Origin of the sequence: Georgenia sp. AZ-5, from assembly GCF_043952095.1 — a bacterium.
Lineage (GTDB): Bacteria > Actinomycetota > Actinomycetes > Actinomycetales > Actinomycetaceae > Georgenia.
Genome location: NZ_JBINOU010000001.1, coordinates 3,893,569 through 3,916,449, shown reverse-complemented (window position 1 = coordinate 3,916,449; position 22,881 = coordinate 3,893,569). Strand labels below are relative to the sequence as shown.

The window sequence follows — 22,881 nt, the reverse complement described above, 5'->3', positions numbered from 1 at the left end:
CTGCTCCTAGCTGACGGTCTGGGCGGCGAGCCGGTGCGCGGCCTGCGCCCATGGCTCGGATGGGCCTGCGGGGTCGTAGCGGCGAGGCTGGCTGGAGGCGGCGACGATGCGGCGGATGCTCTCCAGCCCGCCGTCGATCTCGCCCATGGCGGCGGCCTGGGTGAGGAGGTTGCCCATTGCGGTGCCCTCGGCCGGCCCCGCGAGGACGGGCAGGCCGATGGCGTCGGCGGTCAGCCGGCACAGCAGATCGTTGCGGGCGCCGCCGCCAACCACATGCACGACGCCGATGTCGTGGCCGGCCAGTTGAGCCGCCTCCCGCGCTGCTCGTCGGTAGGCGAGCGCGAGCGAGTCAAGGATGCACCGGACGACCTCACCGCGACTGGTCGGCACCGGCTGCCCGGTGCGGCCGGCCGCCTCCGCGATGCGGGCCGGCATGTCGCCGGGAGGCAGGAACGTCGGGTCGTCGACGTCGATGACGCACCGCAGGGCCGGCACGTCCTCCGCCGCAGCGAGCAGCCCCGCGAGGTCCGGGTCGGCGCCGTCCTGCGCCGCCCAGGTGCGGAGCGACTCCTGGAGGAGCCACAGGCCCATGATGTTGCGGAGGTAGCGCACCGTGCCGTCGAGGCCCAGCTCGTTGGTGAAGTTGGCCGCCCGGCTCTGCTCCGTGCGGACCGGGTCGTCGAGCTCGAGGCCGACGAGGGACCACGTCCCGCAGGAGATGTAGGCGAAGTTCGGGTGCTGCGCCGGGACGGCGGCGACGGCGGAAGCCGTGTCGTGGGAGCCGACGGCCACGAGCCGGGTGCCTTCCAGGCCGGCGGGGGCGTCGCCGAGCGCGAGGGTGCCGACGACGGTGCCGGGCTCCACCAGCGGCGGCATTAGCTCGGCCACGGGCACGCCGAAGGCGTCTGCGACGACGGCGACGATGTCCGGCGCCCATGTCCGGGTGGCCGGATCGACCAGGCCGGTGGTGGAGGCGTTGGTGACCTCTACGACTTCGGCCCCGGTGAGCCAGTACCCGAGGAGGTCGGGCACGAGCAGGAGCCGGCGGGCCGCGGCGAGCTGCGCGCTGCCGGCGGCGGCGGCCAGCTGGAAAACGGTGTTGAACGGCTGGATCTGCAGGCCGGTCCGGGCGTACAGCCGCTCGGCCGGAACGTGCGCGAAGACCTGGTCCGGGGCGCCCGTGGTCCGTGGATCGCGGTAATGGACAGGGTTGCCAAGCAAAGCGCCGTCCGCGTCGAGCAGGCCGTAGTCCACCGCCCAGGAGTCGATGCCCACCGAGGTGATAGGCCCGTGCTCGCGCGCGGCCTTGCGTAGGCCGGCGAGGATGCCGTCGTACAGGCGCAGCACGTCCCAGTGCAGGACGGTCCGCTCTCCCGCCCGGACCGGCACCGGACCGTTGGGAAACCTCTCGACCTCCGCCGTGACCAGGACCCCCCGGTCGATCCGGCCGACGACGACGCGGCCGCTGGACGCGCCGAGGTCGACCGCGAGGTACGTGCCCGGCCGGGCGCCCGCCGTGCGGTGGGAGCCCGGGTCCTGCCGTGTGGTCATCGCAGGAAGGCGGCGGCCACGCCGGAGTCGACCGGGATGTGCAGGCCGGTCGTCTGGACGAGGTCGGGTCCGGTGAGCGCGAAGACCGCGGCGGCGACGTGCTCGGGGAGGACCTCGCGCTTGAGCAGGGTGCGCTGGGCGTAGTACTTGCCGAGCTCGGACTCCTCGACGCCGTAGACCTCGGCCCGCTTGGCGCCCCATCCGCCGGCGAAGATGCCGGAGCCGCGCACGACGCCATCGGGGTTGATGCCGTTGACGCGGATGCCGTGCTCGCCGAGCTCGGCCGCGAGTAGGCGGACCTGGTGGGCCTGGTCCGCCTTGGTCGCGCCGTAGGCGACGTTGTTGGGGCCGGCGAAGAGGGAGTTCTTGGAGGAGATGTAGACGATGTCCCCGCCCATGTCCTGGGCGATCATCGCCCGCGCGGCCTCTCGGGAGACGAGGAAGGAGCCGCGGGCCATGACGTCGTGCTGGAGGTCCCAGTCCCTCGTCGTCGTCTCGAGAAGTGGCTTGGAGATGGACAGGCCGGCGTTGTTGACAACGAGGTCGACCCCGCCGAAGGCGAGGGCGGCCGCGTCGATGAGGGCGGCGACGTCGTCCTCGCTGGTGACGTCCGCCCGGACGGCGATCGCGACGTCCGGCCCGCCGAGGGCGGTGGCGACGTCCTGGGCGTTGTCGAGGTTGAGGTCGGCGATGACCACGCATGCGCCCTCGGCGGCGAGGCGCTCGGCGGTGGCGCGGCCGATGCCCGAGGCTGAGCCGGTGACCAGGGCGATGCGGGTGGCCAGCGGCTTTGGCTTGGGCATGCGCTGGAGCTTGGCCTCCTCCAGCGCCCAGTACTCGATGCGGAACTTCTCGGTCTCGTCGATCGGGGCATATGTGGAGATGGCTTCGGCACCGCGCATGACGTTGATGGCGTTGACGTAGAACTCCCCGGCCACGCGGGCGGTCTGCTTGTTCTTGCCGAAGGAGAACATGCCCACGCCGGGCACGAGCACGATGGCCGGGTCGGCCCCGCGCATGGCCGGCGAGTCGGGCTGGGCGTGGCGCCGGTAGTAGGCGGCGTAGTCGGCGCGGTAGGCCTGGTGGAGCTCGGCCAGGCGGGCCAGGACGTCCTTGATCGGCGCGGTGGCGGGCAGGTCGAGGACGAGCGGCTTGACCTTGGTGCGCAGGAAGTGGTCCGGGCAGGAGGTGCCCAGCTCGGCCAGCGGGGCCAGCTTCTCGCGGGAGAGGAAGTCCAGGACGACGTCGGAATCGGTGAAGTGGCCGACCTGCGGGGCGTCGGTGGAGGCCAGCCCGCGGATGGTCGGTGCCAGGCGTGCGGCCCGGGCGCGCCGCTCGTGTTCGGGGAGGGCTTCGAAGCCGGGGCGGACGTCGCCGAAGGGGTGGACCCCCTCTGCTGTCAGGGCTCCGGTGCGCTCGTCGATGTAGGCCTGCACGGAGCGGATGATCTCCAGGGAGCGAGCCTCGGCCTCCTCGCTGGTGTCCCCCCAGGCGGTGACGCCGTGTCCGCCGAGGATGCAGCCGATCGCCTGGGGGTTGTCCTTCTTGATGGCGGCGATGTCGAGGCCGAGCTGGAAGCCGGGCCGGCGCCAGGGCACCCAGACGACGCGGTCGCCGAAGATCTCCCGAGTCAGCTGCTCGCCGTCGGCGGCGGTCGCCACGGCGATACCGGAGTCGGGGTGGAGGTGGTCCACGTGCGCGGCGTCGACCAGCCCGTGCATCGCGGTGTCGATCGAGGGTGCGGCGCCGCCCTTGCCGTGCAGGCAGTAGTCGAAGGCGGCGACCATCTCGTCCTCCCGGTCGATGCCGGGATAGACGTCCACCAGGGCGCGGACGCGGTCCAGGCGCAGCACGGCCAGGCCGGACTCGGTCAGGGTGCCCAGGTCGCCGCCCGAGCCCTTGACCCAGACGAGCTCCACGTCCTGACCGGTGACCGGGTCCTTCTCGGTGCCCTTGGCGGATGTGTTGCCGCCGGCGTAGTTGGTGTTGCGGGGGTCCGCGCCCAGGCGGTTGGAGCGGGCGAGGAGGTTGGTGACCGCAGGGTTCGTCACTGTGCTGCCTTTCGAGACGCTGCTTCGCGTGGAAGGGGTGGACGGTGGTGGTCGGCGCGGTCAGGCGCCCCAGCCGGCCTGGCTGCCACCGACGCGCTCGGCGGCGATCTTCTCGGCGTAGCCGGACGCCGCGTAGGCGGCCATGGGGTCGGGGTCCAGCTCCTGCTCGTCGCGTAGCGCCGCGAGGAGGCCTCGGACGTCGGTGTTGTAGGCGTCCATCAGGGCGGCGTTGGCGCCGAGCACGTCACCGGCCTGCTGCGCCGCCCCCAGCGCCTCGCGGTCGACGAGGAGGGCCTTGGCGGTGGCCTCCTGGACATTCATGACCGAACGGATCTGGCCGGGGATCTTCGGCTCGATGTTGTGGCACTGGTCCAGCATGAAATTCACGCCCGAGGCCGCGTCCAGCGCCCCGGCGCCGACGATCTCGTTCATGATCCGGAACAGCTGGAACGGGTCGGCGGCACCGGCCATGAGGTCGTCGTCGGCGTAGAAGCGGGAGTTGAAGTCGAACGCGCCCAGGCGCCCGACCCGCAGCAGCTGGGCCACGATGAACTCGATGTTGGTGCCTGGGGCATGGTGTCCGGTGTCCAGCACGACCTTCGCCCGGTCGCCCAGGGCCATGCAGTGCAACAGCGAGGTGCCCCAGTCGGGAATGTCGGTGGCGTAGAACGCCGGCTCGAAGAACTTGTACTCGAGGATGAGCCGATGCTCGGGGTCGAGGGCGGCGTAGATCTCGGCCAGGCCCTCGGCTAGCCGGTCCTGCCGCGCCCGCAGGTCGTCCTGGCCGGGGTAGTTCAGTCCGTCGGCGAGCCAGATCTTCAGATCCGTCGACCCGGTCGCCCGCATGATCTCAATACACTGCAGGTGGTGGTCCACCGCCTTGCGGCGCACGCGTGGGTCGGGATTGCACAGCGAGCCGAGCATGTACTCGTCGTCCTGGAAGACGTTGGAGTTGACCGCTCCGAGGCTCACCCCCAAGTCTTCCGCGTGGCGCCGCAGCTCGGCGAAGTCGTCGACGAGGTCCCAGGGGATGTGCAGCGAGACGCGAGGGGTGACACCCGTGTAGCGGTGCACCTGGGCGGCATCGGCGATCTTCTCGTACGGGTCCCGCGGCACGCCGGGCTGGGCGAAGACCTTGAACCGGGTGCCAGAGTTGCCGAACGCCCACGACGGCACCTCGATCGTCTGGTGCCGTAGCGCCCGCACCACGTCGTCGCGGACGGCGGGCCTGGTGTTCACATCAACCATCTCTAACTCTCCGTCGAGTCGTACGGGGTGCCACACGTGGCGGTTTGAACCGATTCACTTGATACTAGGCGTGTGCTGGTAGCCCGTCAACAGCCCTGCTGTCCGACGCGACGCAACCGGCAGGACCTACGCTCGGACGACGGGCAGCATCGCGGGGAGGTAGCGGATGGTTGCGAACGGAAGTCGGGCAGGGATCCGCGATGTGGCGCAGACGGCCGGGGTCTCGGTCGGGACGGTGTCCAACGTCCTCAATCGCCCTGCCCTCGTCTCCCCGGCGACCCGTGAGCGTGTGCTGTCGGTGATCGAGGAGCTGAACTTCGTCAGGAACGCCTCCGCCCGGCAGCTCCGGGAGGGCAAGGTTCGAACGGTGGGTGCGGTGGTGCTGGACATCGCCAACCCCTTCTTCACTGAAATGGCGCGTGGCATCGAGGACCGGCTGGCGACCGAGGACTTCACCCTCATGCTGTCCAGCTCCGACGGTGACCCAGAACGCGAGGGGCGCTACCTGCGGCTCTTCGAGGAGCAGGGCGTCCACGGCGTCCTGGTCAGCCCGTCGCGGGGAACGCGAGGGAACATCGACAAGCTGCGCCGCCACGGCGTGCCGGTGGTTCTCCTGGACTACCGCAGCCAGGCCGGCGATGTCTCCTCGGTCTCCGTCGACGACGTCGCTGGCGGGACGCTCGCCGTGCGTCACCTGCTGGAACGAGGTCATCGCCGTATCGCCTTCCTCAACGGCCCGTTGTCGATCCAGCAGTGCGTCGACCGCCGCGACGGCGCCGTGGCCGCGTTCCAGTCGGCGGGGCTGGACCCCGCCGACGGGCTGCTCGAGATTCCGATGCCGGCGCTGAACGCGGCCGCCGGGGACGTCGCCATGGAAGGGCTCCTCGACCTCGATGAGGCGTCGCGGCCCACCGCCGTCTTCTGCGTGAACGACCTGACGGCCCTGGGGGCCATGCGTTGCGCCCGTCGCGCAGGGTTGTCGATCCCCGAGGACATGGCATTCGTCGGGTACGACGACATCCAGTACTCCGCTGAGCTGATGACGCCCTTGACCTCGGTGCGCCAGGCGATGCACCGGATGGGATGGACGGCCGCCGACCTCCTGCTGCGGTCCGAGGACGGGCCGGAGCAGGTGGTCTTCGAGCCCGAGCTCATCGTTCGGGAGTCGAGTGGGCCGGTGCGCGAGAGGCCGACCAGGTCGCCGTGAAGCGGTGTTGCCCAGACTCCACCTGCACGACGTCCTCTCCCGGAAGGTCGACGGTGGCCCGCACGCCGGTGGGCACGTCCACCTCGACCACGAGCTCGGTCCCTTGAGATGCCACCCGGCGGCGATCCTGCCGTAGGGCGACTCGTGCACCGCCTGGGACGAGGTCAGGTCCCTCCCGGACGGGGGCGGACAAGGACGTGGCGGTACCCGGGGCTCGAGCGGCGCCAGACCGGCCACCACCCGGTGGAGCCAGTCGGCCACCGCACCCAGGGCGTAGTGATTGAAGGAAGTCATCTCGCCGGGGTTGACCGAACCGTCCGGGCGCATGCTGTCCCAGCGCTCCAAGATCGTCGTGCCACCCTCCTTGACCGTGTAGAGCCAGGACGGGCACTCGTCCTCGAGCAACAGGTCGTACGCGGTCTCTGTGTGCCCGTGAGGGTCAGGGCGTCGGTGATGATCGGGGTTCCGACGAAGCCGGTCGCGATGCGGTTGTCGTCCTCCTGCACCAGCTCAGCCAGCGTGCCCCGGCGCGGCGCCGCAGGTCCTCCTCCGGTAGGAGGTCGAAGGCCAGGCCGAGGGCGTAGCGGTCTGCGCGTCGCTCGTCATCAGGCCGTCCGGCCGGACGTAGGTGGCGACGAAGGCGTCCCGCACGTTGTCGGCCAGCCGGCCGTCAGCGCGCACCGCTCGCGCGAGGCCACCCGGCAGATTTCCGGGCGCGAGCACTGGGCGCAACGACCAACCCCAGTGCTGGTCGAGTAACAACAAGGCCCCTTCTGCTCGAGGAGGGCCATGCTGTTGCCTCTGTAGGCGACGGGTTGCGCATCTGCGCAGTCAGGGCCCGATCATGAATCGACGGAATCCGTCCAAACGATCCAGTGGGCGGTTCGGGCACTGGAGATCTCGTAGCGTCGCCGACGCCAGGGCTTGAAGATCCTCGGAATCGCGGGGCTTCTGGCTCGCTGAGATAACGAGACCAACCGCCTTGGCTGGGTGGAGAGGCGTCTCGCCGACCGCGAGAAGGTCGGGGGTTCGAATCCCCTAGCTCCACCGAAGTCGCAGGACGTACCGGGAGGCCGGACCCGCAGGGTCCCGGGCTTCGTCGTTGCCGGAAACCAGGCGCCCGAACTTCTTGCTTAGGTGAGCCTTACCTCATATTGTCCCGGGCAGGATCGGGGCGCACCGCCCCGTCGGCACCGGGGAGAGCCCATGGCCCGCACGACCGCCCGCCGTCGCACTGCCGCCCTCGCGGCGTCCCTCGCCGCCGTCACGGGTCTCGCGGCCTGCGGCAGCGGCGAGCCCGAGGCGACCCCGGGGACGGCGGGCACCACCCCGGCCGGGGAGAGCGCCACGCTGACGATCTACTCAGGCCGCAACGAGAACCTCGTCGGGCCGCTGCTCGAGCAGCTCGAGGCGGCGGTGGGCACCCAGGTGGAGGTCCGGTACGCCGGCACCAGCGAGCTCGCCGCCCAGCTGCTGGAGGAGGGCGAGAACACCGACGCCGACCTGTTCTTCTCCCAGGACGCGGGCGCCCTCGGGGCGCTGGCCCGCGCGGACCGGCTGGCGCCGCTGCCCGACGACGTCCTGCAGCTCGTGCCGGGGGAGTACCGCGACGCGAACGGGCAGTGGGTGGCCACCTCCGCGCGGGCCCGCGTGCTCGCGTACGACCCGGCCCAGGCGCCCGAGGTCGAGCAGATGACCGGCATAGACCAGATCCTCGACGAGAAATACCGCGGGAGGCTCGGCTACGCGCCCACCAACGCCTCCTTCCACGCCTTCGTCACCGCCCTGCGCGTCGAGCGCGGCGAGGACGGGGCCCGCGAGTGGCTCGAGCGGTTCGCGGCCCTGGAGCCGCAGGGCTACGACAACAACGTCGCCGTGCTGGACGCCGTCGACAGCGGGCAGGTCGCCGTCGGGCTGATCAACCACTACTACTGGTACGAGAAGGTCGCCGAGGAGGGCGCGGACGCCGTCAACGCCCGGATCCGCTACCTCAGCAGCGACGACCCCGGCGCCCTGGTCAACGTGGCCGGCGCGGGCGTGCTGGCGGGCTCGGACGCCGAGGACGCCGCCGTCGCCGCGGTGGAGTACCTGCTCTCCGACGAGGCGCAGCAGTACTTCGCCGACGAGACGGCGGAGTACCCGGTGGTCGAGGGCATCACCAGCACGCGGCACGACGTCCAGCCCCTCGGGGAGACCCTGAGCATCGACCTCAACGACCTCGAGTCCCTCGACCAGACCCTGGTGCTGCTGGACGAGGTCGGGCTGACCTGACATGACCGTGGCCGCCGCCCGCCCGCGGCGCCGACCCCGCGCCGCCGGCCGGCGCCCGCCGGCGGTGCTGCTCGTGCCCGCCGCGCTCGCCGTCGTCGTGGCGCTGCTGCCCCTCGGCTATCTCGTGGTGCGCACCGCCGAGGCGGGCTGGCCCGCGGTGTGGGACACGCTGTGGCGCGAGCGGACCCTGTGGCTGGTGCTGCGCAGCCTCGGGCTGGCGGCCGCCGTGACCGCCGCGAGCGTCGTCGTCGGGCTCGGCCTGGCCTGGCTCACCACCCGCACGGACCTGCCCGGCCGCCGGGCGTGGGCGGTGGTCGCGGCCCTGCCGCTGGCCGTGCCCAGCTTCGTCGCCGCGTACGCCTGGGTGTCGGTCGTGCCGCAGGTCGCCGGCTTCTTCGGCACGTGGCTGGTGCTCACCGCCTGCACCTACCCCTACGTCTACCTGCCGGTGGCCGCCGCGCTGCGTCGCAGCGACCCGGCGCTGGAGGAGGTCGCGCGCTCGCTGGGCCGCGGCGCCTGGCGCACCTACCTCACCGTCACGGCCCGGCAGGTGCGCCCCGCCGTCGCCGCCGGCGCGCTGCTGGTGGCCCTGTACGCGCTCAGCGACTTCGGCACCCCGTCGCTGCTGCGTTACGACGTCTTCACCCGGGTCATCCACACCTCCTACCGGGCCTCGTTCGACCGCACCCCCGCGGCGGTGCTGTCCCTCGTGCTCGTGGTCCTCACGGTCGCCATCACGGTGGCGGAGGCCCGCAGCCGCGGCCGGGCCGAGCACGCCCGGCTGGGCAGCGGCTCGGCGCGCAGCCCCCGCACCGTCCGGCTGGGTCGCGGCAGGCCGCTGGCGCTGCTGGGGGCCGGCGCCGTCGCCGCGGTCTCCCTGGGCTACCCCGCGGCCGTCCTGGCCTACTGGGTGACCCGCGGCCGCTCCGCCGGCGTCGAGCTCGAGCGGCTGGTGCCGGCCGGTGCGGCGACGCTGTGGGTCGCCCTGCTCGGCGCGGTGGCGGCGACGGCGCTGGCCGTGCCGGTCGGGATCCTGGCCGCCCGCTTCCCGCACCGGGGCGGGCGCCTGGTCGAGCACGCCACCTACGCGGGGCATGCCCTGCCCGGCATCGTCGTCGCCCTGGCGCTGGTCTTCTTCGGGGCCCGCTACGCCCAGCCGATCTACCAGCGCACGCCGCTGCTGGTGCTCGCGTACGCCGTGCTGTTCATGCCGGCGGCGATCGGGGCGGTCCGCTCGGCGGTGGCGCAGAGCCCCCGGAGCATGGAGGAGATCGCCCGCTCGCTCGGCCACCGGCCGCTGGCGGTGCTGCGCCGGGTCACCGTGCCGCTGGCTGGGCCCGGCATCGCCGCCGGGTTCGCCCTGGTCATGCTCACCGTCATGAAGGAGCTGCCCGCCACCCTCCTGCTGCGCCCCACCGGCGTGGACACCCTCGCCACCCGGCTGTGGACGGAGACGGGCGTGGGGGCGTACGCGGCGGCGGCCCCCTACGCCGTCACTCTGGTGCTGCTGGCCGCCGTGCCCACCTTCGTGCTCACCCGCGTGCAGGCCAGGCTGGTCTCCGACGACACCGCCACGCTGGTGGGCGCGGAGACGGGAGGGGAGACGTGAAACGCCTCGAGGTCCGCGGCCTGCGCAAGTCCTTCGGTGTCACCGAGGTCCTGCGGGGGCTCGACCTCGCGGTGCCGTCGGGGGCGCTGGCCGCCGTGCTCGGCCCGTCCGGGTGCGGCAAGACCACGCTGCTGCGGGTGGTGGCGGGCTTCGAGGAGGCCGACGCGGGCGAGGTGCGCATCGGCGACCGGGTGGTGACCGCCGGCCGGCAGGGCCTGCCGCCGGAGCGCCGCCGCGTCGCCGTCGTGCCCCAGGAGGGCGCGCTGTTCCCGCACCTGTCCGTGGCCGACAACGTCGCGTTCGGGCTGCCGCGCCGGCACGCCGCCCGCCGCCGCGAGCGGGTGCGGGACCTCCTCGCCCTGGTGGGCCTGGCCGACCTGGGGGAGCGGATGCCCGCCCAGCTCTCCGGCGGGCAGCAGCAGCGCGTCGCCGTGGCCCGGGCGCTGGCACCTGACCCGGACGTCGTCCTGCTCGACGAGCCCTTCTCCGCCCTGGACGCGGGGCTGCGCGCGGCCGTGCGGGAGGACGTGCGCGCGGCGCTCCACGAGACCGGCGCCACCGGGGTCCTCGTGACCCACGACCAGGAGGAGGCCCTGAGCGTCGCCGACCTGGTCGCCGTGATGCGGGCGGGCCGGGTGGTGCAGTGCGCCGCTCCCGAGCAGCTCTACCGGGCCCCGGCCGACCTGGAGGTGGCGACCTTCGTGGGGGAGGCGGTGGTGCTGCCCGCCGAGGTCAGCGGCGGCGTCGCGGAGACGGCCCTGGGCCGCCTGGCCCTGCTGCGCGGCGACGGCGGTGCGGACGGGCCCGGGCTGGTCGCGGTGCGCCCCGAGCAGGTGCACATCGTGGGAGCCGGCCGCGGCGGTGTCAGGGCCCGCGTCCTCGGGACGACGTTCTACGGCCACGACGCCACGGTGCGCCTGACCGTGGCCGGCCCGGGCGGCGCCGAGGTGGCCGTGCAGTGCCGGACGCAGGGCCCGCTGCCCGCGGAGGAGGTCGTCGAGGTGGTGGTCGCGGGCCCGGTGTCGTTCTTCCCCGGCTCCGCCGCGCTCGCCTGAGGGTCGCTGGGCCTCGGTGGCGAGGCCACGGGCCCGACCGGACGGCCGCGAGGCCAAGGTTCCGCGGGCCGCCGAAGGGGCGTCAGGCGGCCCGCCGGCCGCCCGCCCAGGGACCCGGGCGGCGCGCCGCGCCGGCGCTGCGCCTGCTGCTCGGCGGGGTCCCCGACCGAGCGACGGACAGGCACCGCCGTTCCCTGGTGCCTGCCGGCCTGCCCCGGGCGGGGCCGCGGCGTAGCCTCGGGAACGTCGAGAGGAGACAAGACGTGACCACCACGACCCAGCGCGGCGAGGACGTCCGCGATCGGCAGGAGGCGCTGCTCGGCGCGCTGCACACCGGCCTGTTCATCGACGGCGAGTGGCGCGAGGCCGCGGGCGGGCGCCGGTTCGAGGTCGAGGACCCCGCGACCGGAGAGGTGCTCACCACCGTCGCCGACGCCACCCCGGAGGACGCCCTGACAGCCCTCGACGCCGCCGACCGGGCCCAGGCCGCCTGGGCGCGCACGGCCCCGCGCGAGCGCGGCGAGATCCTGCGGCGCGCCTTCGAGGCGGTCACCGCGCGCGCGGACGACTTCGCGCTCCTCATGACCCTGGAGATGGGCAAGCCGCTGACCGAGGCCCGCGGCGAGGCGACCTACGGCGCGGAGTTCCTGCGGTGGTTCTCCGAGGAGGCCGTGCGCGTCTCCGGCCGCTACAACCCGGCGACCGACGGGAGGTCCCGGGTGCTGGTGACCAAGCGGCCCGTGGGCCCGTGCGTGCTCATCACGCCGTGGAACTTCCCCCTGGCCATGGCCACCCGCAAGATCGGCCCGGCGCTCGCGGCAGGCTGCACCGTGGTCCTCAAGCCCGCCAGGCTCACGCCGCTGACCGCCCTGCTGCTCGCGGACGTGCTCGCCGAGGCCGGCGTGCCGGCCGGCGTCGTCAACGTCATTCCCACCACCGAGGCGGGCGCGACCACCGGCCCGCTGCTGCGGGACCCGCGCACCCGCAAGCTGTCCTTCACCGGCTCCACCGAGGTGGGCCGCTCGCTGCTCGCGGACGCCGCCGGCCAGGTCCTCCGGACCTCGATGGAGCTCGGCGGCAACGCGCCGTTCCTGGTGTTCGAGGACGCCGACGTCGACGCCGCCGTGGCCGGGGCGATGGCGGCGAAGTTCCGCAACGGCGGGGAGGCGTGCACGGCGGCCAACCGGTTCCTCGTGCACGAGGACGTCGCCGAGGAGTTCACCGCGAAGCTGCTGGAGAAGGTCCGCGGCGTCAAGGCCGGGCCCGGCGTGGAGGACGGCGTCACCCTCGGCCCCCTGGTCGAGCGGAAGCAGCGGGACAAGGTCGCCGAGCTCGTCGACGACGCCGTCGCCCACGGGGCGCGGGTGCTCCACGGCGGCGAGGTGCCGCAAGCGCCCGGCTGGTTCTACCCCGCCACGGTGCTCACCGGCGCCGACGCGGGCGCGCGCCTGCACCGGGAGGAGATCTTCGGCCCGGTCGTCTCCATCACCACCTTCCGCGACGAGGACGAGGCGGTTCGCCTGGCCAACGACACCGAGTACGGGCTCATCTCCTTCGTCTTCACCCGCAGCCTCGACCGCGGGCTGCGCATGGCCGAGGTGCTCGAGACCGGCATGCTGGGGCTGAACTCGGGCGTGATCTCCAACCCGGCCGCGCCCTTCGGCGGCGTCAAGCAGTCGGGCGTCGGTCGCGAGGGCGCGCACGAGGGCATCGAGGAGTACCTCGAGACGGTCTACGTGGGCATCGCCGACCCGATGGCCTGACGGTTCGCCGGTCGGCGGCGCCGCGGGTTCGGCGCGCGGCGCTTGCCGGGCCCGCGGCCCTTTTTCGGCGCCGTGCCCGGCCCGGCCGGCGGCCTTGCCCGGCCCGCGGCTCTGCCCGCGGCTCTGCCCGGCCCGCGGCCTTGCCCGGCTCATTGGGGAAACTCCGTCAGGAATATTAGTCTGACGAAGTAACCCCAATCGACGCCTTGAAGCCCGCACGTCTCGACGCCGCGGCGCTCCGAAGCCTGCTCCTCTTGACGTATCGACGCGGGACGCCTGCCCGCTGCGCGCGCCTGCATGCGCTCGACGCCGCGACGCGTGCACGCCTGCACACCGCCTGCACGCCTGCACGCCTGCACGCTCCCGACGCCGACGCCGACGCCGACGCGCCGCATTTTTGACGCCTCGACGTCCGCCGGGTGGGCCCGGCCGCCCGGCCTGGCGCTCCGTTGGTGCACGCGCCGTTGTCGGCCTGTGCGCAGAGCCCTAGAGTTTCGGTATGCCGAAACGTCGCGGTGAGGGGCACCTAGATCGGCGCCGGAGGGGGGCCCGGCCTCCCGCGGTCGGCCTCGCCGTCGCGGCGCTCCTCGCGGGCTGCGCGGTCGCCTCCCCGCCCGCCGACGGGCGGACGCCCGCCACGGACGGCGCGGATGACGGGCGCCCGCTCGTGCTCACCACCTTCACCGTGCTGGCGGACATGGCTAGGAACGTCGCGGGGGAACACGTCCGGGTGGAGTCGATCACCGACGTCGGCGCCGAGATCCATGGCTACGAGCCCACGCCGGCGGACCTGACCCGGGCGGCCGGAGCCGATCTGGTGCTCGACAACGGTTTGGGCCTGGAGGCCTGGTTCGAGCAGTTCATCGCGGACGTCGACGCGCCGCACGCGGTGCTGTCCGAGGGCATCGACCCGCTGCCCATCGCCGGCGAGGCGCACCTGGCCAACCCCCACGCGTGGATGTCGCCCGTGGCCGGGCAGGTCTACGTGGAGAACATCGCCGCGGCGCTCACCCGGCTCGATCCCGCTCACGCCGCCGACTACGCCGCAAACGCCGACGCCTACGCCGCCGAGCTCGACGCCCTCCACGCCGAGCTGGTGGAGGAGCTGGCGGAGCTTCCCCCGAACCAGCGGGTGCTGGTCACCTGCGAGGGGGCCTTCTCCTACCTGGCGCGCGACGCCGGGCTGGAGGAGGCGTACCTGTGGCCGGTCAACTCCGAGCGGCAGTCCACCCCCCGCCAGGTGGCGGCCGTCATCGACCGCGTGCGGGCGGACGACGTGCCCGCCGTCTTCTGCGAGTCGACGGTCAGCGACGAGGGGCAGCGGCAGGTCGCCGCCGAGACCGGCGCGCGCTTCGGCGGCGTGCTGTTCGTCGACTCCCTCTCCGAGCCGGACGGCCCGGTGCCCACCTACCTGGACCTGCTGCGCCACGACGCGCGCACCATCGTGGCCGGGCTCACCGGCGCGGAGGAGGACCGATGAGCAGACCCGTGCCACCCGGGCTCCCAACGGACCGGACAACCTCCGTCGCCCCGGCCGCGCCCGGCGGGGACCCGGCCGCGCCCGGCGGGGACCCGGCCGCGCCCGGCGGGGACCCGGCCGCGCCCGGGGCGGTTGGGACGCCGGCCGCCGGCGGGCGCGCTGCCACGATGGCGCTGGAAGTGACCGACCTGACCGTGCGCTACGGCGCCGTCACTGCCCTCGACGGCGTCACCTTCGCGCTGCCGCCGGCGCGGGTCACCGGGCTGGTGGGGATGAACGGCTCCGGCAAGTCCACCCTGCTGAAGTCCGTCATGGGACTCGTCCGGCCCGCCCGGGGCACCGTGCGGATCCTGGGCGCCGGCACCGAGCAGGCCCGCCGCCGCGGCGCCGTCGCGTACGTGCCCCAGAGCGAGGACGTCGACTGGACCTTCCCGGTCAGCGTCCGCGACGTGGTGCTCATGGGCCGCTACGGCCGCCTCGGGCTCACCCGCCGTCCGCACCGGCAGGACCGGGAGGCCGTCGAGGCCGCGCTGGACAGGGTGGAGCTGCTCCCGCTCGCCGACCGGCAGATCGGCGCGCTGTCGGGCGGGCAGCGCAAACGGGCGTTCGTCGCCCGCGGCATCGCGCAGGGCGCGCAGGTGATGCTGCTCGACGAGCCGTTCGCCGGGGTCGACAAGCGCACCGAGGCCACGATCACCGCACTGCTGCGCGAGCTCGCCGCCGACGGCCGGACGGTCCTCGTGTCCACCCACGACCTGCAGTCCCTGGACACGCTGTGCGACGACGCCCTGCTGCTCCAGCGGCGGGTGCTGCTCCACGCGGCGCCCCGGGAGGTACTCCGGCCCGAGCATCTCGCCCGAGCCTTCGGGGTCGACCTCTCCGACGCCCGCCCCGAGGAGGTGGCCCCGTGATAGAGCTGCTCGCTGAGCCGCTGGCCTACGGCTTCATGCAGCGCGCCTTCGCCGTCAGCGTGCTGGCGGCGGTGGTGTGCGGGGTGCTGAGCTGCTGGCTGGTGCTCATCGGCTGGTCGCTGATGGGCGACGCCGTCTCCCACGCCGTGCTGCCCGGCGTCGTGCTCGCCTATGTGCTCGGCGTCCCCTTCGCCGCCGGGGCGCTGGTCTTCGGCCTGCTCGCGGTGGCGCTGATCGGGGAGGTGCGCGACCGGTCGGTGATCCGCGAGGACGCCGCCATCGGCGTGGTCTTCACCGTCCTGTTCGCGCTCGGCCTCGTGCTCATCTCCGTCACGCCGAGCCAGACGGACCTGAACCACATCCTGTTCGGCAACCTCCTCGGGGTCTCGCCGGAGGACCTCCTGCAGGTGGTGCTGCTCGGGGCGGTCACCCTGGCGGTGCTCGTGCTCAAGCGCCGGGACCTGACGCTCTACGCCTTCGACACCACCCACGCCCAGGCCGTCGGGCTGAACCCGCGTCGGCTGGGGGCGCTGCTGCTCGCGGTCCTGGCGCTGACGGTCGTGGTGGCGCTGCAGGCGGTCGGGGTGGTGCTGGTGGTGGCGATGCTGATCATCCCGGGTGCGACGGCGCGGCTGCTCACCGACCGCTTCGGCCGGATGCTGGTGCTGGCGCCCGTCCTCGCCGCCGCGTGCGCCGTCGTCGGGATCTACGCCAGCTACTACCTCGACACCTCCTCGGGCCCGATGGTTGTGCTCGCCCAGGGCGTGAGCTTCCTGGCCGCGTACCTGCTGGTGCCGGCCCGGGGGCTGCTGCGCCGCTGCGGTCGCCGGGACGCCCACGCGCCGGCCCCGCTCGCGTAGCGTGTGCGCCGTGACCGAGGAGCTGACCGCCGCCAACCAGGACTACCTCAAGGTGATCTGGACGGCGCAGGAATGGTCCGCAGAGCCGGTCACCACGACGCTGCTGGCCCGGAAGATGGGCTTCTCCCCGTCCACGGTCTCCGAGGCCGTCAAGAAGCTGACGGCCTCCGGGCTGCTCGCGCACGCCCGGTACGGCGCGATCGAGCTGACCGAGCCCGGGCGCGCCGCCGCGCTGGCGATGGTGCGCCGGCACCGCATCATCGAGACGTTCCTCGTGGCCGAGCTCGGCTACGCCTGGGACGAGGTGCACGACGAGGCGGAGGTGCTCGAGCACGCCGTCTCGGATCGGCTCGTCGACGCCCTCGACGCCCGGCTCGGCCACCCGCGCCGCGACCCGCACGGGGACCCGATCCCCACGCCGGCCGGGGAGGTCCCCGCCCCGCCGGCCACGCCGCTGCACCTGGTGGAGGACGGCACGGTGCGGGTCGCGCGCATCTCGGACACGGACCCGCAGGTGCTGCGCTACTTCGCGGACCTCGGCGTCACGCTGGACACCGAGCTGCGCGTCCTCGCGCGCAAGGACTTCGCGGGCACGCTCACCCTCGAGGTCGCCGGCCGGCCCGGGACGAGGGAGGTCGGGCTGACCGCCGCAGAGGCGGTGTGGGTGACCAGGGCCTGACGCGCGGGCTGAGTCGCACACGCCGGCGCCCCGCGGGCTGAGTCGCACACGCCGGCGCCCCGCGGGCTGAGTCGCACATGCCGGCCCCCGCGGGCCGGTTCGGCGGGGCGGCGCCTCCCACCGCCTCGCCGCCGGTCGGGCTTACCGCCTGCCGGTGAACCCGTCCATCGACCGGTGGACGCCGAAGAACCGGGCGAGCCGGTCCCAGGCCCGGGGCGGCAGCACGCCGCGGGCCGCGCGCGCCACGTGCACCGTGGGAGGTGTGATGACGTTCGCCCGGCCGGCGAGCAGCGCGCGCCAGGCCTGGTCCACCGCGCGCTCGGGCGTCAGCTCCGGGGTCAGCAGGATGCGCCGCGTGCCGGCGAACATCCCGGTGCCGACGTAGGCCGGGCTGAACGTCGTCACGGCGACGTGCCGGTGCCCCGCCTGCTCGACCTCCAGGCGCAGGGTGTCCGACCACGTGAGCATCGCGGCCTTGCTGGCCGCGTAGACGCTCATGCGGGGGTTGGGCACGATCCCGGCGGCCGAGGCGACGTTGAGGATCCGCTTGGCCCGCGGTGCGTCCTCGATCATCCCGGGCAGGAAGTGGCCGACCAGCCGCATGGGGGCCACCGTGTTCACGCGCAGCGTGTGCGTCGTCTCCGCCGGCCGCAGCTCCCAGAAGTAGGCGTTGGAGGTGATGACGCCCGCGTTGTTGACGAGGACGTCGATGGTGCCGAGCTCGGCGAGCAGGGCCCGGGCGGCGGCGTCCAGGGCGTCGAGGTCGTCGAGGTCCACGGCGTCCGTGCGCACGGTCAGGCCCGGGCGGGCGACCGCGCCGGCCACCTCGTCGAGCGCCGCGGTGTCGCGGCCCCACAGCACCAGCACCGCCGCGCCCTCGGCGGCGGCCCGCTCGGCGAAGAGCCGGCCCATGCCGCGGGTGGCGCCGGTGACCAGGACACGCGCGCCGCGCACGCTTCGACCCATGGCGAGCTCTCCTTCGTGTGAGGGGCGTCCAGTATCGCGTCTCCCGGCCCGGTGTGCTGCCGGGCCGAGGCGCCTGCCGGCTCAGATCCAGCTCGGCAGCCACATCCGGAGCCGCCACGCCTCGTACGGGATGGTCTGGCCCGTCCACACCGGCCAGAAGAAGACGGCGGCGACGACGGCGAGCCCCACGACGATCCCCCACAGCAGCCAGGCCCGCGGGGCGAGCTCCGGCTCGCCGTCGTCGGAGACCAGGAACCGCAGGCTCGCGCGCCACCCGCGGCCTGCGGCTCGCGCGGTCGGGGGCGACGACGGCGCCCCCTCCTCGGGCGCGACCGGTGCGGCGGGCCTGACGCGAACCTCCCACGGCCCGCGGCCCGCCGCCCCCTCCTCCGGTGCGGCGCCACCGACGGGAACCTCCCACGGCCCGCGGCCAGGCGCCCCCTCCTCCGGTGCGGCGGACCCGACGGGGTCGTCCCACGGCCCGGGGCCAGGCGCCTCCGCCCCGGTCGGCCCGCCCGCGGCCGCCGGGTCCGCCGTCGCCCGGGGCGGGCGGAGGAGGTCCATCCCCCAGGCGAGGCCGAGGGTGAGGCACAGGGCGACGTAGGGCACGAAGGCGACGGAGTAGAAGGTGAAGATGGTGCGGTGGGCGTACCCGAGCCAGGGCACGTACATCGCCCCGTACCCGGCCAGGACGGCCCAGGCGCGCCAGTCGCGCGAGCGGACGGCGAGCACGAGGAGCAGCACCAGCGCGGCGGCGCCGAACCACCAGACCACGGGGCTGCCCACGGCGAGGATCGCCTCGACGCAGCGATCCGCCCCGCAGGCCTCGGGGGGCGGGCCCGGGTCGGGCCAGTACATGGAGGTCGGGCGCAGCTGCAGCAGCCACCCGGCGGGGTTGGCCTCGTACGCGTGCTCGGAGTCCAGGCCGTTGTGGAAGTCCCACATCACCAGGTGGTACTCCCACCAGGAGTTCAGGGCGTCCGGCAGCCAGTCGCGCGGGACCGCCTCGCCGGCCGTGCGCAGGTCCGCCGCCCACTGGCGCCGGTACGCCCCGGGGTGGACGAACCAGGACAGCCAGGTGGCCAGGTAGGTCAGCGCCGCGGTGGGCACCAGGGCGAGGAACGCGGGGATCCCGCCGCGAAGGACGCCGCCGCCGAGCCAGGTGCGCACGCCCACCACCCGCCGGGCGCAGGTGTCCCAGACGAACACCATCACCCCGAAGACGGCGACGGCGTACAGGCCCGACCACTTCACGCCCGTGGCCAGGCCCATCGCCACGCCGGCCGCGACGAGCCACCAGCGCACGCCGAGGCGCGGACCCCACCGGCCCGCCAGGGCGCCGTCCGCAGCGATCTCGGCGGCGGTCCGGTGCGCCAGGCGGGCCCGGCTCGCCTCCCGGTCCCGCAGCACGCACCAGAACCCGACCAGCACCCAGAACATCAGGAAGATGTCGAGGAGGGAGGTGCGGGACTCCGTCAGGTGGATCCCGTCGATGGCGAGCAGCAGCCCGGCGGTCGTGCCGAGCAGGGCGGAGCCGAACATCCGGGTGGCGAGGCGCGCCAGGAGCAGCACGGACAGCGTGCCGACGATCGCCGCGGAGAAGCGCCAGCCCGCCCCGTTGTCGGCGCCGAACAGCCGCAGCCCCACCGCGATCATCCACTTGCCCACCGACCCGTGGACGACGTAGTCGGCCTCCGTGGACAGGCCCGAGTAGTCGCCGCGGGCGAAGGCCGGGTCGGAGTCCTCGGCCCACTGGCCCTCGTAGCCCAGGGTGAGCAGGGAGTACGCCTGCTTGACGTAGTAGGTCTCGTCGAAGATCAGCCGGCCCGGGTGGTTGAGGCCCACCAGGCGCATGACGGCCGCGACCGCGGTGACGAGCAGCGGACCGAGCCAGCCCCAGAGCACGGCCGCGGGGTCGAGGCGGGCGCCGAGCGCCCGCAGCCCGAGGCGCGCCCGCAGGTCGTCCTCGACCTCCCGGGCGCCGTGGGGCGCCGTCGCCGGGGCGGGCCTGGGCACGGCGTCGGCCGGTGCCGGGGAATCCGTGCCCGCATCCGCGGAGGGCGACGGCCCGGACGTGATCACCTGGGAAGTCTAGGCACGGGCGCCCTGGCGCCCCGGGGGATTGGCGTCGTCGGCGGCGGCGCCGGTGGGGGAGACTGGCCGGGTGAGCAGCGACGTCGATCCCGAGAGCGTGCGTCCGGAGCCGGAGCCGGGGCCGGGGCCGCAGTGGGAGCCGGGACCGGAGCTCGAGCCGGAGAACGTGGCCGGCGACGGGGACGGCGACGGCGACCGCGACGACGACGGGAGGGACGAGCACGCGCCCGCCGCCTCCGGTATGACGCCGGGCGTCATCCTGCTGGCCGCCACCCCGATCGGGGACGCCGCCGACGCCCCGCCACGGCTCCGCCGCGCGCTGGAGGAGGCGGACGTGGTCGCGGCCGAGGACACCCGCCGGCTGCGCGCCCTCGCCGGCCGGCTGGGCGTGCGAGTGGGCGGCCGGCTGCTCAGCTTCCACGAGCACAATGAGCACGAGCGCGCCCCCGAGCTGGTCCGCGCCGCCCGCGACGGCGCCCGGGTCCTGGTCGTCTCCGACGCCGGCATGCCGTCCGTGTCCGACCCCGGCTACCGCCTGGTCCGCGCCGCGACCGAGCAGGGCGTGCGGGTGAGCGTGGCCCCCGGCCCCTCGGCGGTGCTCACCGCGCTGGCGATCTCCGGGCTGGCGACCGACAGGTTCTGCTTCGAGGGGTTCGTGCCCCGCCGCCCCGGCGACCGGGCCCGGGCGCTGGGGGCGCTCGCCGCCGAGCCGCGCACGATGGTCTTCTTCGAGTCCCCGCACCGCCTCGCGGGCACTCTGACCGACATGGCGCGGGCGTTCGGCGCCGATCGCCCCGCCGCCGTGTGCCGGGAGCTGACCAAGACGTACGAGGAGGTGCGCCGCGGCCGCCTCGCCGAGCTCGCGGCGTGGGCCCAGGACGGCGTGCGCGGCGAGATCACCGTCGTCGTCGCCGGCGCGGAGCCCGCGGTGGAGAAGGTGGAGGACCACGTGGACGCCGTGCTGGCGCTGGCCGACGGCGGCGCGCGCCTCAAGGACGCGGCCGCCGAGGTGGCCGGCCGCACCGGCCTGAGCAAGCGGGAGCTGTACCAGGCCGCGCTCCAGCGCAAGGGGTGAGCCGGCGCCGCAGCGGCGTCCGGCCGGGGGAGCCGCCGGGCCGGGTGAGCCGCCCGCGGCCCGGGCGGCGTCCGGCCGGGGGCGGCGCCGGGCGCCTCGCGCCTCGGCGGCGCGGCCGGGCCTCAGTCCTGCCCGGACTCGGCCAGCTCGATCCCGGCCGCGGTCATCTGCTCCCGTGCCCTCGCGCCGAGCTCGGGGCTGACGGGCACCGTCAGGTCGGTGAACACCCGGGTCTCCAGGCCGAGCTTCCTGGCGTCCAGCGCCGTCTCCTTGACGCAGTGGGACTCCACCAGCCCCACGACGTCGACGGCCTGCACGCCGGCGGCCCGCAGGATCTGCGCGAGCGTGCGGCCCTCCTCGTCCACGCCCTCGAACCCCGAGTACGCGGCGGCGTACATGCCCTTCTTGACCGACGCGTCGAACTCGAGACCCTGCAGCGCGGGGTGCAGCTCCGCCTCGGCGGTGCCGGCGACGCCGTGGGGCGGCCAGGTGTCCACGAAGTCCGGGGCTGACGAGAAGTGGTCGCCCGGGTCGATGTGCCAGTCCTGGGTCGTGATGACCGAGGCGTACTCGCCGCGGTGCGCGGCGGTGTAGCGGGCCACCCGCTCGGAGACGGCGTTGGCGCCCTCGCTCGGCAGTGCCCCGCCCTCGCAGAACGTGGGCTGGACGTCGACGAGGATCAGCGCCCGGGTCTTCTCGGTGGTCTCGGTGGTCACGGTGTCCCTCCAGATGACTGCCCGGCAGCCGCCGGGCTCCTGGCACCATCCTCCCAAATCCCGCGGCGCCCGGCGTCGCGTCGGTACCAGGACGTGAAGAGCGCGACGGCGAGGAGCACCTCGGCCACGTCCCCGCCGTAGTACATCCACACCGCCGCCTCCGCGGCGCCGTCGTGGCCCTCGGGCACCGACTCGGCGACCCGCGCGTAGAGCAGCTTGGCGAGGTAGGCGTGCGCGCCGGCGGCGAGGACGAGCACCGCCACGCGCGTGCCCATGCCCGGCCGGCGCGGCGCCGGGTCCGGGCCGGCGATCGCCCAGGCGTACAGGCAGCCCGCGAGCAGGAAGTGCACCAGCACCAGCGCCTGCAGCCCGGCGTGATGCAGGCTCAGCGGGAACAGGGGCGTGAGGTACAGCACGAACATCCCGCCGACGTTCAGGACCGCCGCCGTGACGGGATGGCTCAGCAGGTGCCGGCGGGGAGCGCAGCACCCGCGCGAGCCGGCGCCCGGCGGTGCGCCAGGAGCCGAGCAGCAGCGTGACCGGGGCCCCGAGCACCAGGCCGAGCGGGGCGTACATGCCCAGCAGCAGGTGCTGGACCATGTGGACGCGGTGGTCGTGCTGGGCGGGGCCGGCCACCGGCGGGGCGAGCGCCAGGCCCGCGAGCAGCGCGCCCGCCGCCCACGCCGCCGTCCGCCACCGGCTCCACCCCGGCAGCGAGGGCGGGCGGGCGCGCAGGGCGGCCGCGTACGCGCCGAGCAGCGCGGCAGCGAGCGCGACCGCGGGCCACCAGGGCGCGTGCACGCGCTACCCGGCCGCGGGGCGGGCGGCCCGCCACCGCAGCGCGGCGCCCACCACGAGCAGCGCCACCGCGGCGAGGTTCCACGCCAGGTCGTAGGGCAGGAGCTCGACGTCATAGCGGATCTGGTGCAGCCGCAGCACCTTGTGGTTGACCACGCCGTCGAAGAGCTGGAACCCGCCGGCGCCGAGCAGGAACCCGCCCCACGCGGCGCCCGGCACCAGGGCGCCGCGGCGAGCGACGTCGGCGGTGAGGAAGATGCCGGCGACGAGCATGACCAGCTCGGCCCCGTGGAGCAGGCCGTCGGAGAGCAGCGCCACGTCGGGGGTGGCCCGGTCGTAGAAGTGGTGCCACGCCAGGAGCTGGTGGAAGACGATCTCGTCCACCGCGGCCATCACGCCGACGCCCACCAGCGCGGCCACGCGGGCGGAGCGGGCGCGCGCCGCCCGGTCGCCGTCCGGCTCCGTCATCCGCCCCTCCTCCGACTAGCCCGCGCGCACCGTATGACAAGGTTCACCGACCGGCGAGGTAGAACGGTTCGGCCGAGGT

At 74.3% G+C, this 22,881-nt stretch carries 18 protein-coding genes, 1 tRNA gene and 2 pseudogenes; 11 read left to right on the top strand and 10 right to left on the bottom strand.

Going from position 1 to position 22,881, the window contains the following annotated elements; all coding sequences use genetic code 11:
* Positions 1–6 precede the first annotated feature (6 nt).
* The 3 genes from ACF0H8_RS18120 to rhaI are packed head-to-tail and all read right to left on the bottom strand — an operon-like array spanning position 7 to position 4,850.
* On the bottom strand, positions 7–1,551 hold the full coding sequence (locus tag ACF0H8_RS18120) for a rhamnulokinase family protein (RefSeq protein WP_395290262.1): 1,545 nt from the start codon (positions 1,549–1,551) through the stop codon (positions 7–9).
* Positions 1,548–3,602, bottom strand: a complete 2,055-nt coding sequence (locus ACF0H8_RS18115) for a bifunctional aldolase/short-chain dehydrogenase (RefSeq protein WP_395290261.1) — start codon at positions 3,600–3,602, stop codon at positions 1,548–1,550. The genes ACF0H8_RS18120 and ACF0H8_RS18115 overlap by 4 nt, the downstream gene beginning before the upstream one ends.
* Positions 3,603–3,662: 60 nt before the next feature.
* The gene (gene rhaI / locus ACF0H8_RS18110; RefSeq protein WP_395290260.1) at positions 3,663–4,850 is read right to left on the bottom strand and encodes an L-rhamnose isomerase; all 1,188 of its coding nucleotides are present in this window, start codon (positions 4,848–4,850) and stop codon (positions 3,663–3,665) included.
* A 202-nt stretch (positions 4,851–5,052) separates the two neighbouring features.
* Here rhaI and ACF0H8_RS18105 point away from each other — a divergent pair, with 202 nt between their 5' ends.
* Positions 5,053–6,057, top strand: a complete 1,005-nt coding sequence (locus ACF0H8_RS18105; RefSeq protein ID WP_395290259.1) for a LacI family DNA-binding transcriptional regulator — start codon at positions 5,053–5,055, stop codon at positions 6,055–6,057.
* A gap of 294 nt (positions 6,058–6,351) precedes the next feature.
* Here ACF0H8_RS18105 and ACF0H8_RS18100 read toward each other — a convergent pair.
* Positions 6,352–6,462 (bottom strand): annotated as a pseudogene (locus tag ACF0H8_RS18100) (hypothetical protein); the annotation flags it as partial.
* Between the two features lie 576 nt (positions 6,463–7,038).
* Between ACF0H8_RS18100 and ACF0H8_RS18095 the strand changes: the two are divergent.
* The 9 genes from ACF0H8_RS18095 (at position 7,039) to ACF0H8_RS18055 (ending at position 16,685) form a co-directional block, all read left to right on the top strand.
* Positions 7,039–7,104 (top strand) — tRNA-Val (locus tag ACF0H8_RS18095).
* A gap of 159 nt (positions 7,105–7,263) precedes the next feature.
* A complete protein-coding gene (locus ACF0H8_RS18090) occupies positions 7,264–8,328 on the top strand; it encodes an extracellular solute-binding protein (protein WP_395290258.1) in 1,065 nt (354 codons plus the stop codon).
* 1 nt (position 8,329) lies between these two features.
* Positions 8,330–9,937, top strand: coding sequence for an ABC transporter permease (locus ACF0H8_RS18085; protein WP_395290257.1), 1,608 nt, complete (start codon positions 8,330–8,332; stop codon positions 9,935–9,937).
* Positions 9,934–10,992: an ABC transporter ATP-binding protein gene (locus ACF0H8_RS18080; protein ID WP_395290256.1), complete on the top strand. Its 1,059-nt coding sequence runs from the start codon at positions 9,934–9,936 to the stop codon at positions 10,990–10,992. The genes ACF0H8_RS18085 and ACF0H8_RS18080 overlap by 4 nt, the downstream gene beginning before the upstream one ends.
* A 263-nt stretch (positions 10,993–11,255) precedes the next feature.
* Positions 11,256–12,755: an NAD-dependent succinate-semialdehyde dehydrogenase gene (locus tag ACF0H8_RS18075; RefSeq protein ID WP_395290255.1), complete on the top strand. Its 1,500-nt coding sequence runs from the start codon at positions 11,256–11,258 to the stop codon at positions 12,753–12,755.
* Positions 12,756–13,254: 499 nt separating this feature from the next.
* On the top strand, positions 13,255–14,235 hold the full coding sequence (locus ACF0H8_RS18070) for a metal ABC transporter substrate-binding protein (RefSeq protein WP_395290254.1): 981 nt from the start codon (positions 13,255–13,257) through the stop codon (positions 14,233–14,235).
* 167 nt (positions 14,236–14,402) lie between these two features.
* The gene (locus ACF0H8_RS18065; protein WP_395290930.1) at positions 14,403–15,146 is read left to right on the top strand and encodes a metal ABC transporter ATP-binding protein; all 744 of its coding nucleotides are present in this window, start codon (positions 14,403–14,405) and stop codon (positions 15,144–15,146) included.
* On the top strand, positions 15,146–16,006 hold the full coding sequence (locus ACF0H8_RS18060) for a metal ABC transporter permease (protein WP_395290929.1): 861 nt from the start codon (positions 15,146–15,148) through the stop codon (positions 16,004–16,006). Before ACF0H8_RS18065 ends, ACF0H8_RS18060 begins: the two co-directional genes overlap by 1 nt.
* 10 nt (positions 16,007–16,016) lie before the next feature.
* Entirely contained in the window at positions 16,017–16,685 is a 669-nt protein-coding gene (locus ACF0H8_RS18055) for a metal-dependent transcriptional regulator (RefSeq protein WP_395290253.1), read from the top strand.
* 141 nt (positions 16,686–16,826) lie between these two features.
* Here ACF0H8_RS18055 and ACF0H8_RS18050 read toward each other — a convergent pair whose 3' ends face one another.
* Both ACF0H8_RS18050 and ACF0H8_RS18045 read right to left on the bottom strand, forming a co-directional pair.
* Positions 16,827–17,651 (bottom strand): SDR family NAD(P)-dependent oxidoreductase, encoded by an 825-nt coding sequence (locus ACF0H8_RS18050; protein ID WP_395290252.1) that lies wholly within the window; start codon positions 17,649–17,651, stop codon positions 16,827–16,829.
* Between the two features lie 81 nt (positions 17,652–17,732).
* On the bottom strand, positions 17,733–19,733 hold the full coding sequence (locus tag ACF0H8_RS18045; protein ID WP_395290251.1) for a phospholipid carrier-dependent glycosyltransferase: 2,001 nt from the start codon (positions 19,731–19,733) through the stop codon (positions 17,733–17,735).
* 253 nt (positions 19,734–19,986) lie between these two features.
* Here ACF0H8_RS18045 and rsmI point away from each other — a divergent pair, with 253 nt between their 5' ends.
* Positions 19,987–20,820: a 16S rRNA (cytidine(1402)-2'-O)-methyltransferase gene (gene rsmI, locus ACF0H8_RS18040; protein ID WP_395290928.1), complete on the top strand. Its 834-nt coding sequence runs from the start codon at positions 19,987–19,989 to the stop codon at positions 20,818–20,820.
* A 122-nt stretch (positions 20,821–20,942) separates the two neighbouring features.
* Here the strand turns inward: rsmI and ACF0H8_RS18035 are convergent, their stop codons facing one another.
* The 4 genes and pseudogenes from ACF0H8_RS18035 to ACF0H8_RS18020 form a co-directional block, all read right to left on the bottom strand.
* The gene (locus ACF0H8_RS18035) at positions 20,943–21,536 is read right to left on the bottom strand and encodes an isochorismatase family protein (RefSeq protein WP_395290927.1); all 594 of its coding nucleotides are present in this window, start codon (positions 21,534–21,536) and stop codon (positions 20,943–20,945) included.
* Positions 21,533–22,000 (bottom strand): cytochrome c oxidase assembly protein, encoded by a 468-nt coding sequence (locus tag ACF0H8_RS18030; protein ID WP_395290926.1) that lies wholly within the window; start codon positions 21,998–22,000, stop codon positions 21,533–21,535. Before ACF0H8_RS18030 ends, ACF0H8_RS18035 begins: the two co-directional genes overlap by 4 nt.
* Positions 22,001–22,019: 19 nt before the next feature.
* Positions 22,020–22,337, bottom strand: a pseudogene (locus ACF0H8_RS18025) (cytochrome c oxidase assembly protein); the annotation flags it as partial.
* Between the two features lie 3 nt (positions 22,338–22,340).
* Positions 22,341–22,802, bottom strand: a complete 462-nt coding sequence (locus ACF0H8_RS18020) for a DUF2243 domain-containing protein (RefSeq protein ID WP_395290250.1) — start codon at positions 22,800–22,802, stop codon at positions 22,341–22,343.
* Between the last annotated feature and the right edge of the window lie 79 nt (positions 22,803–22,881).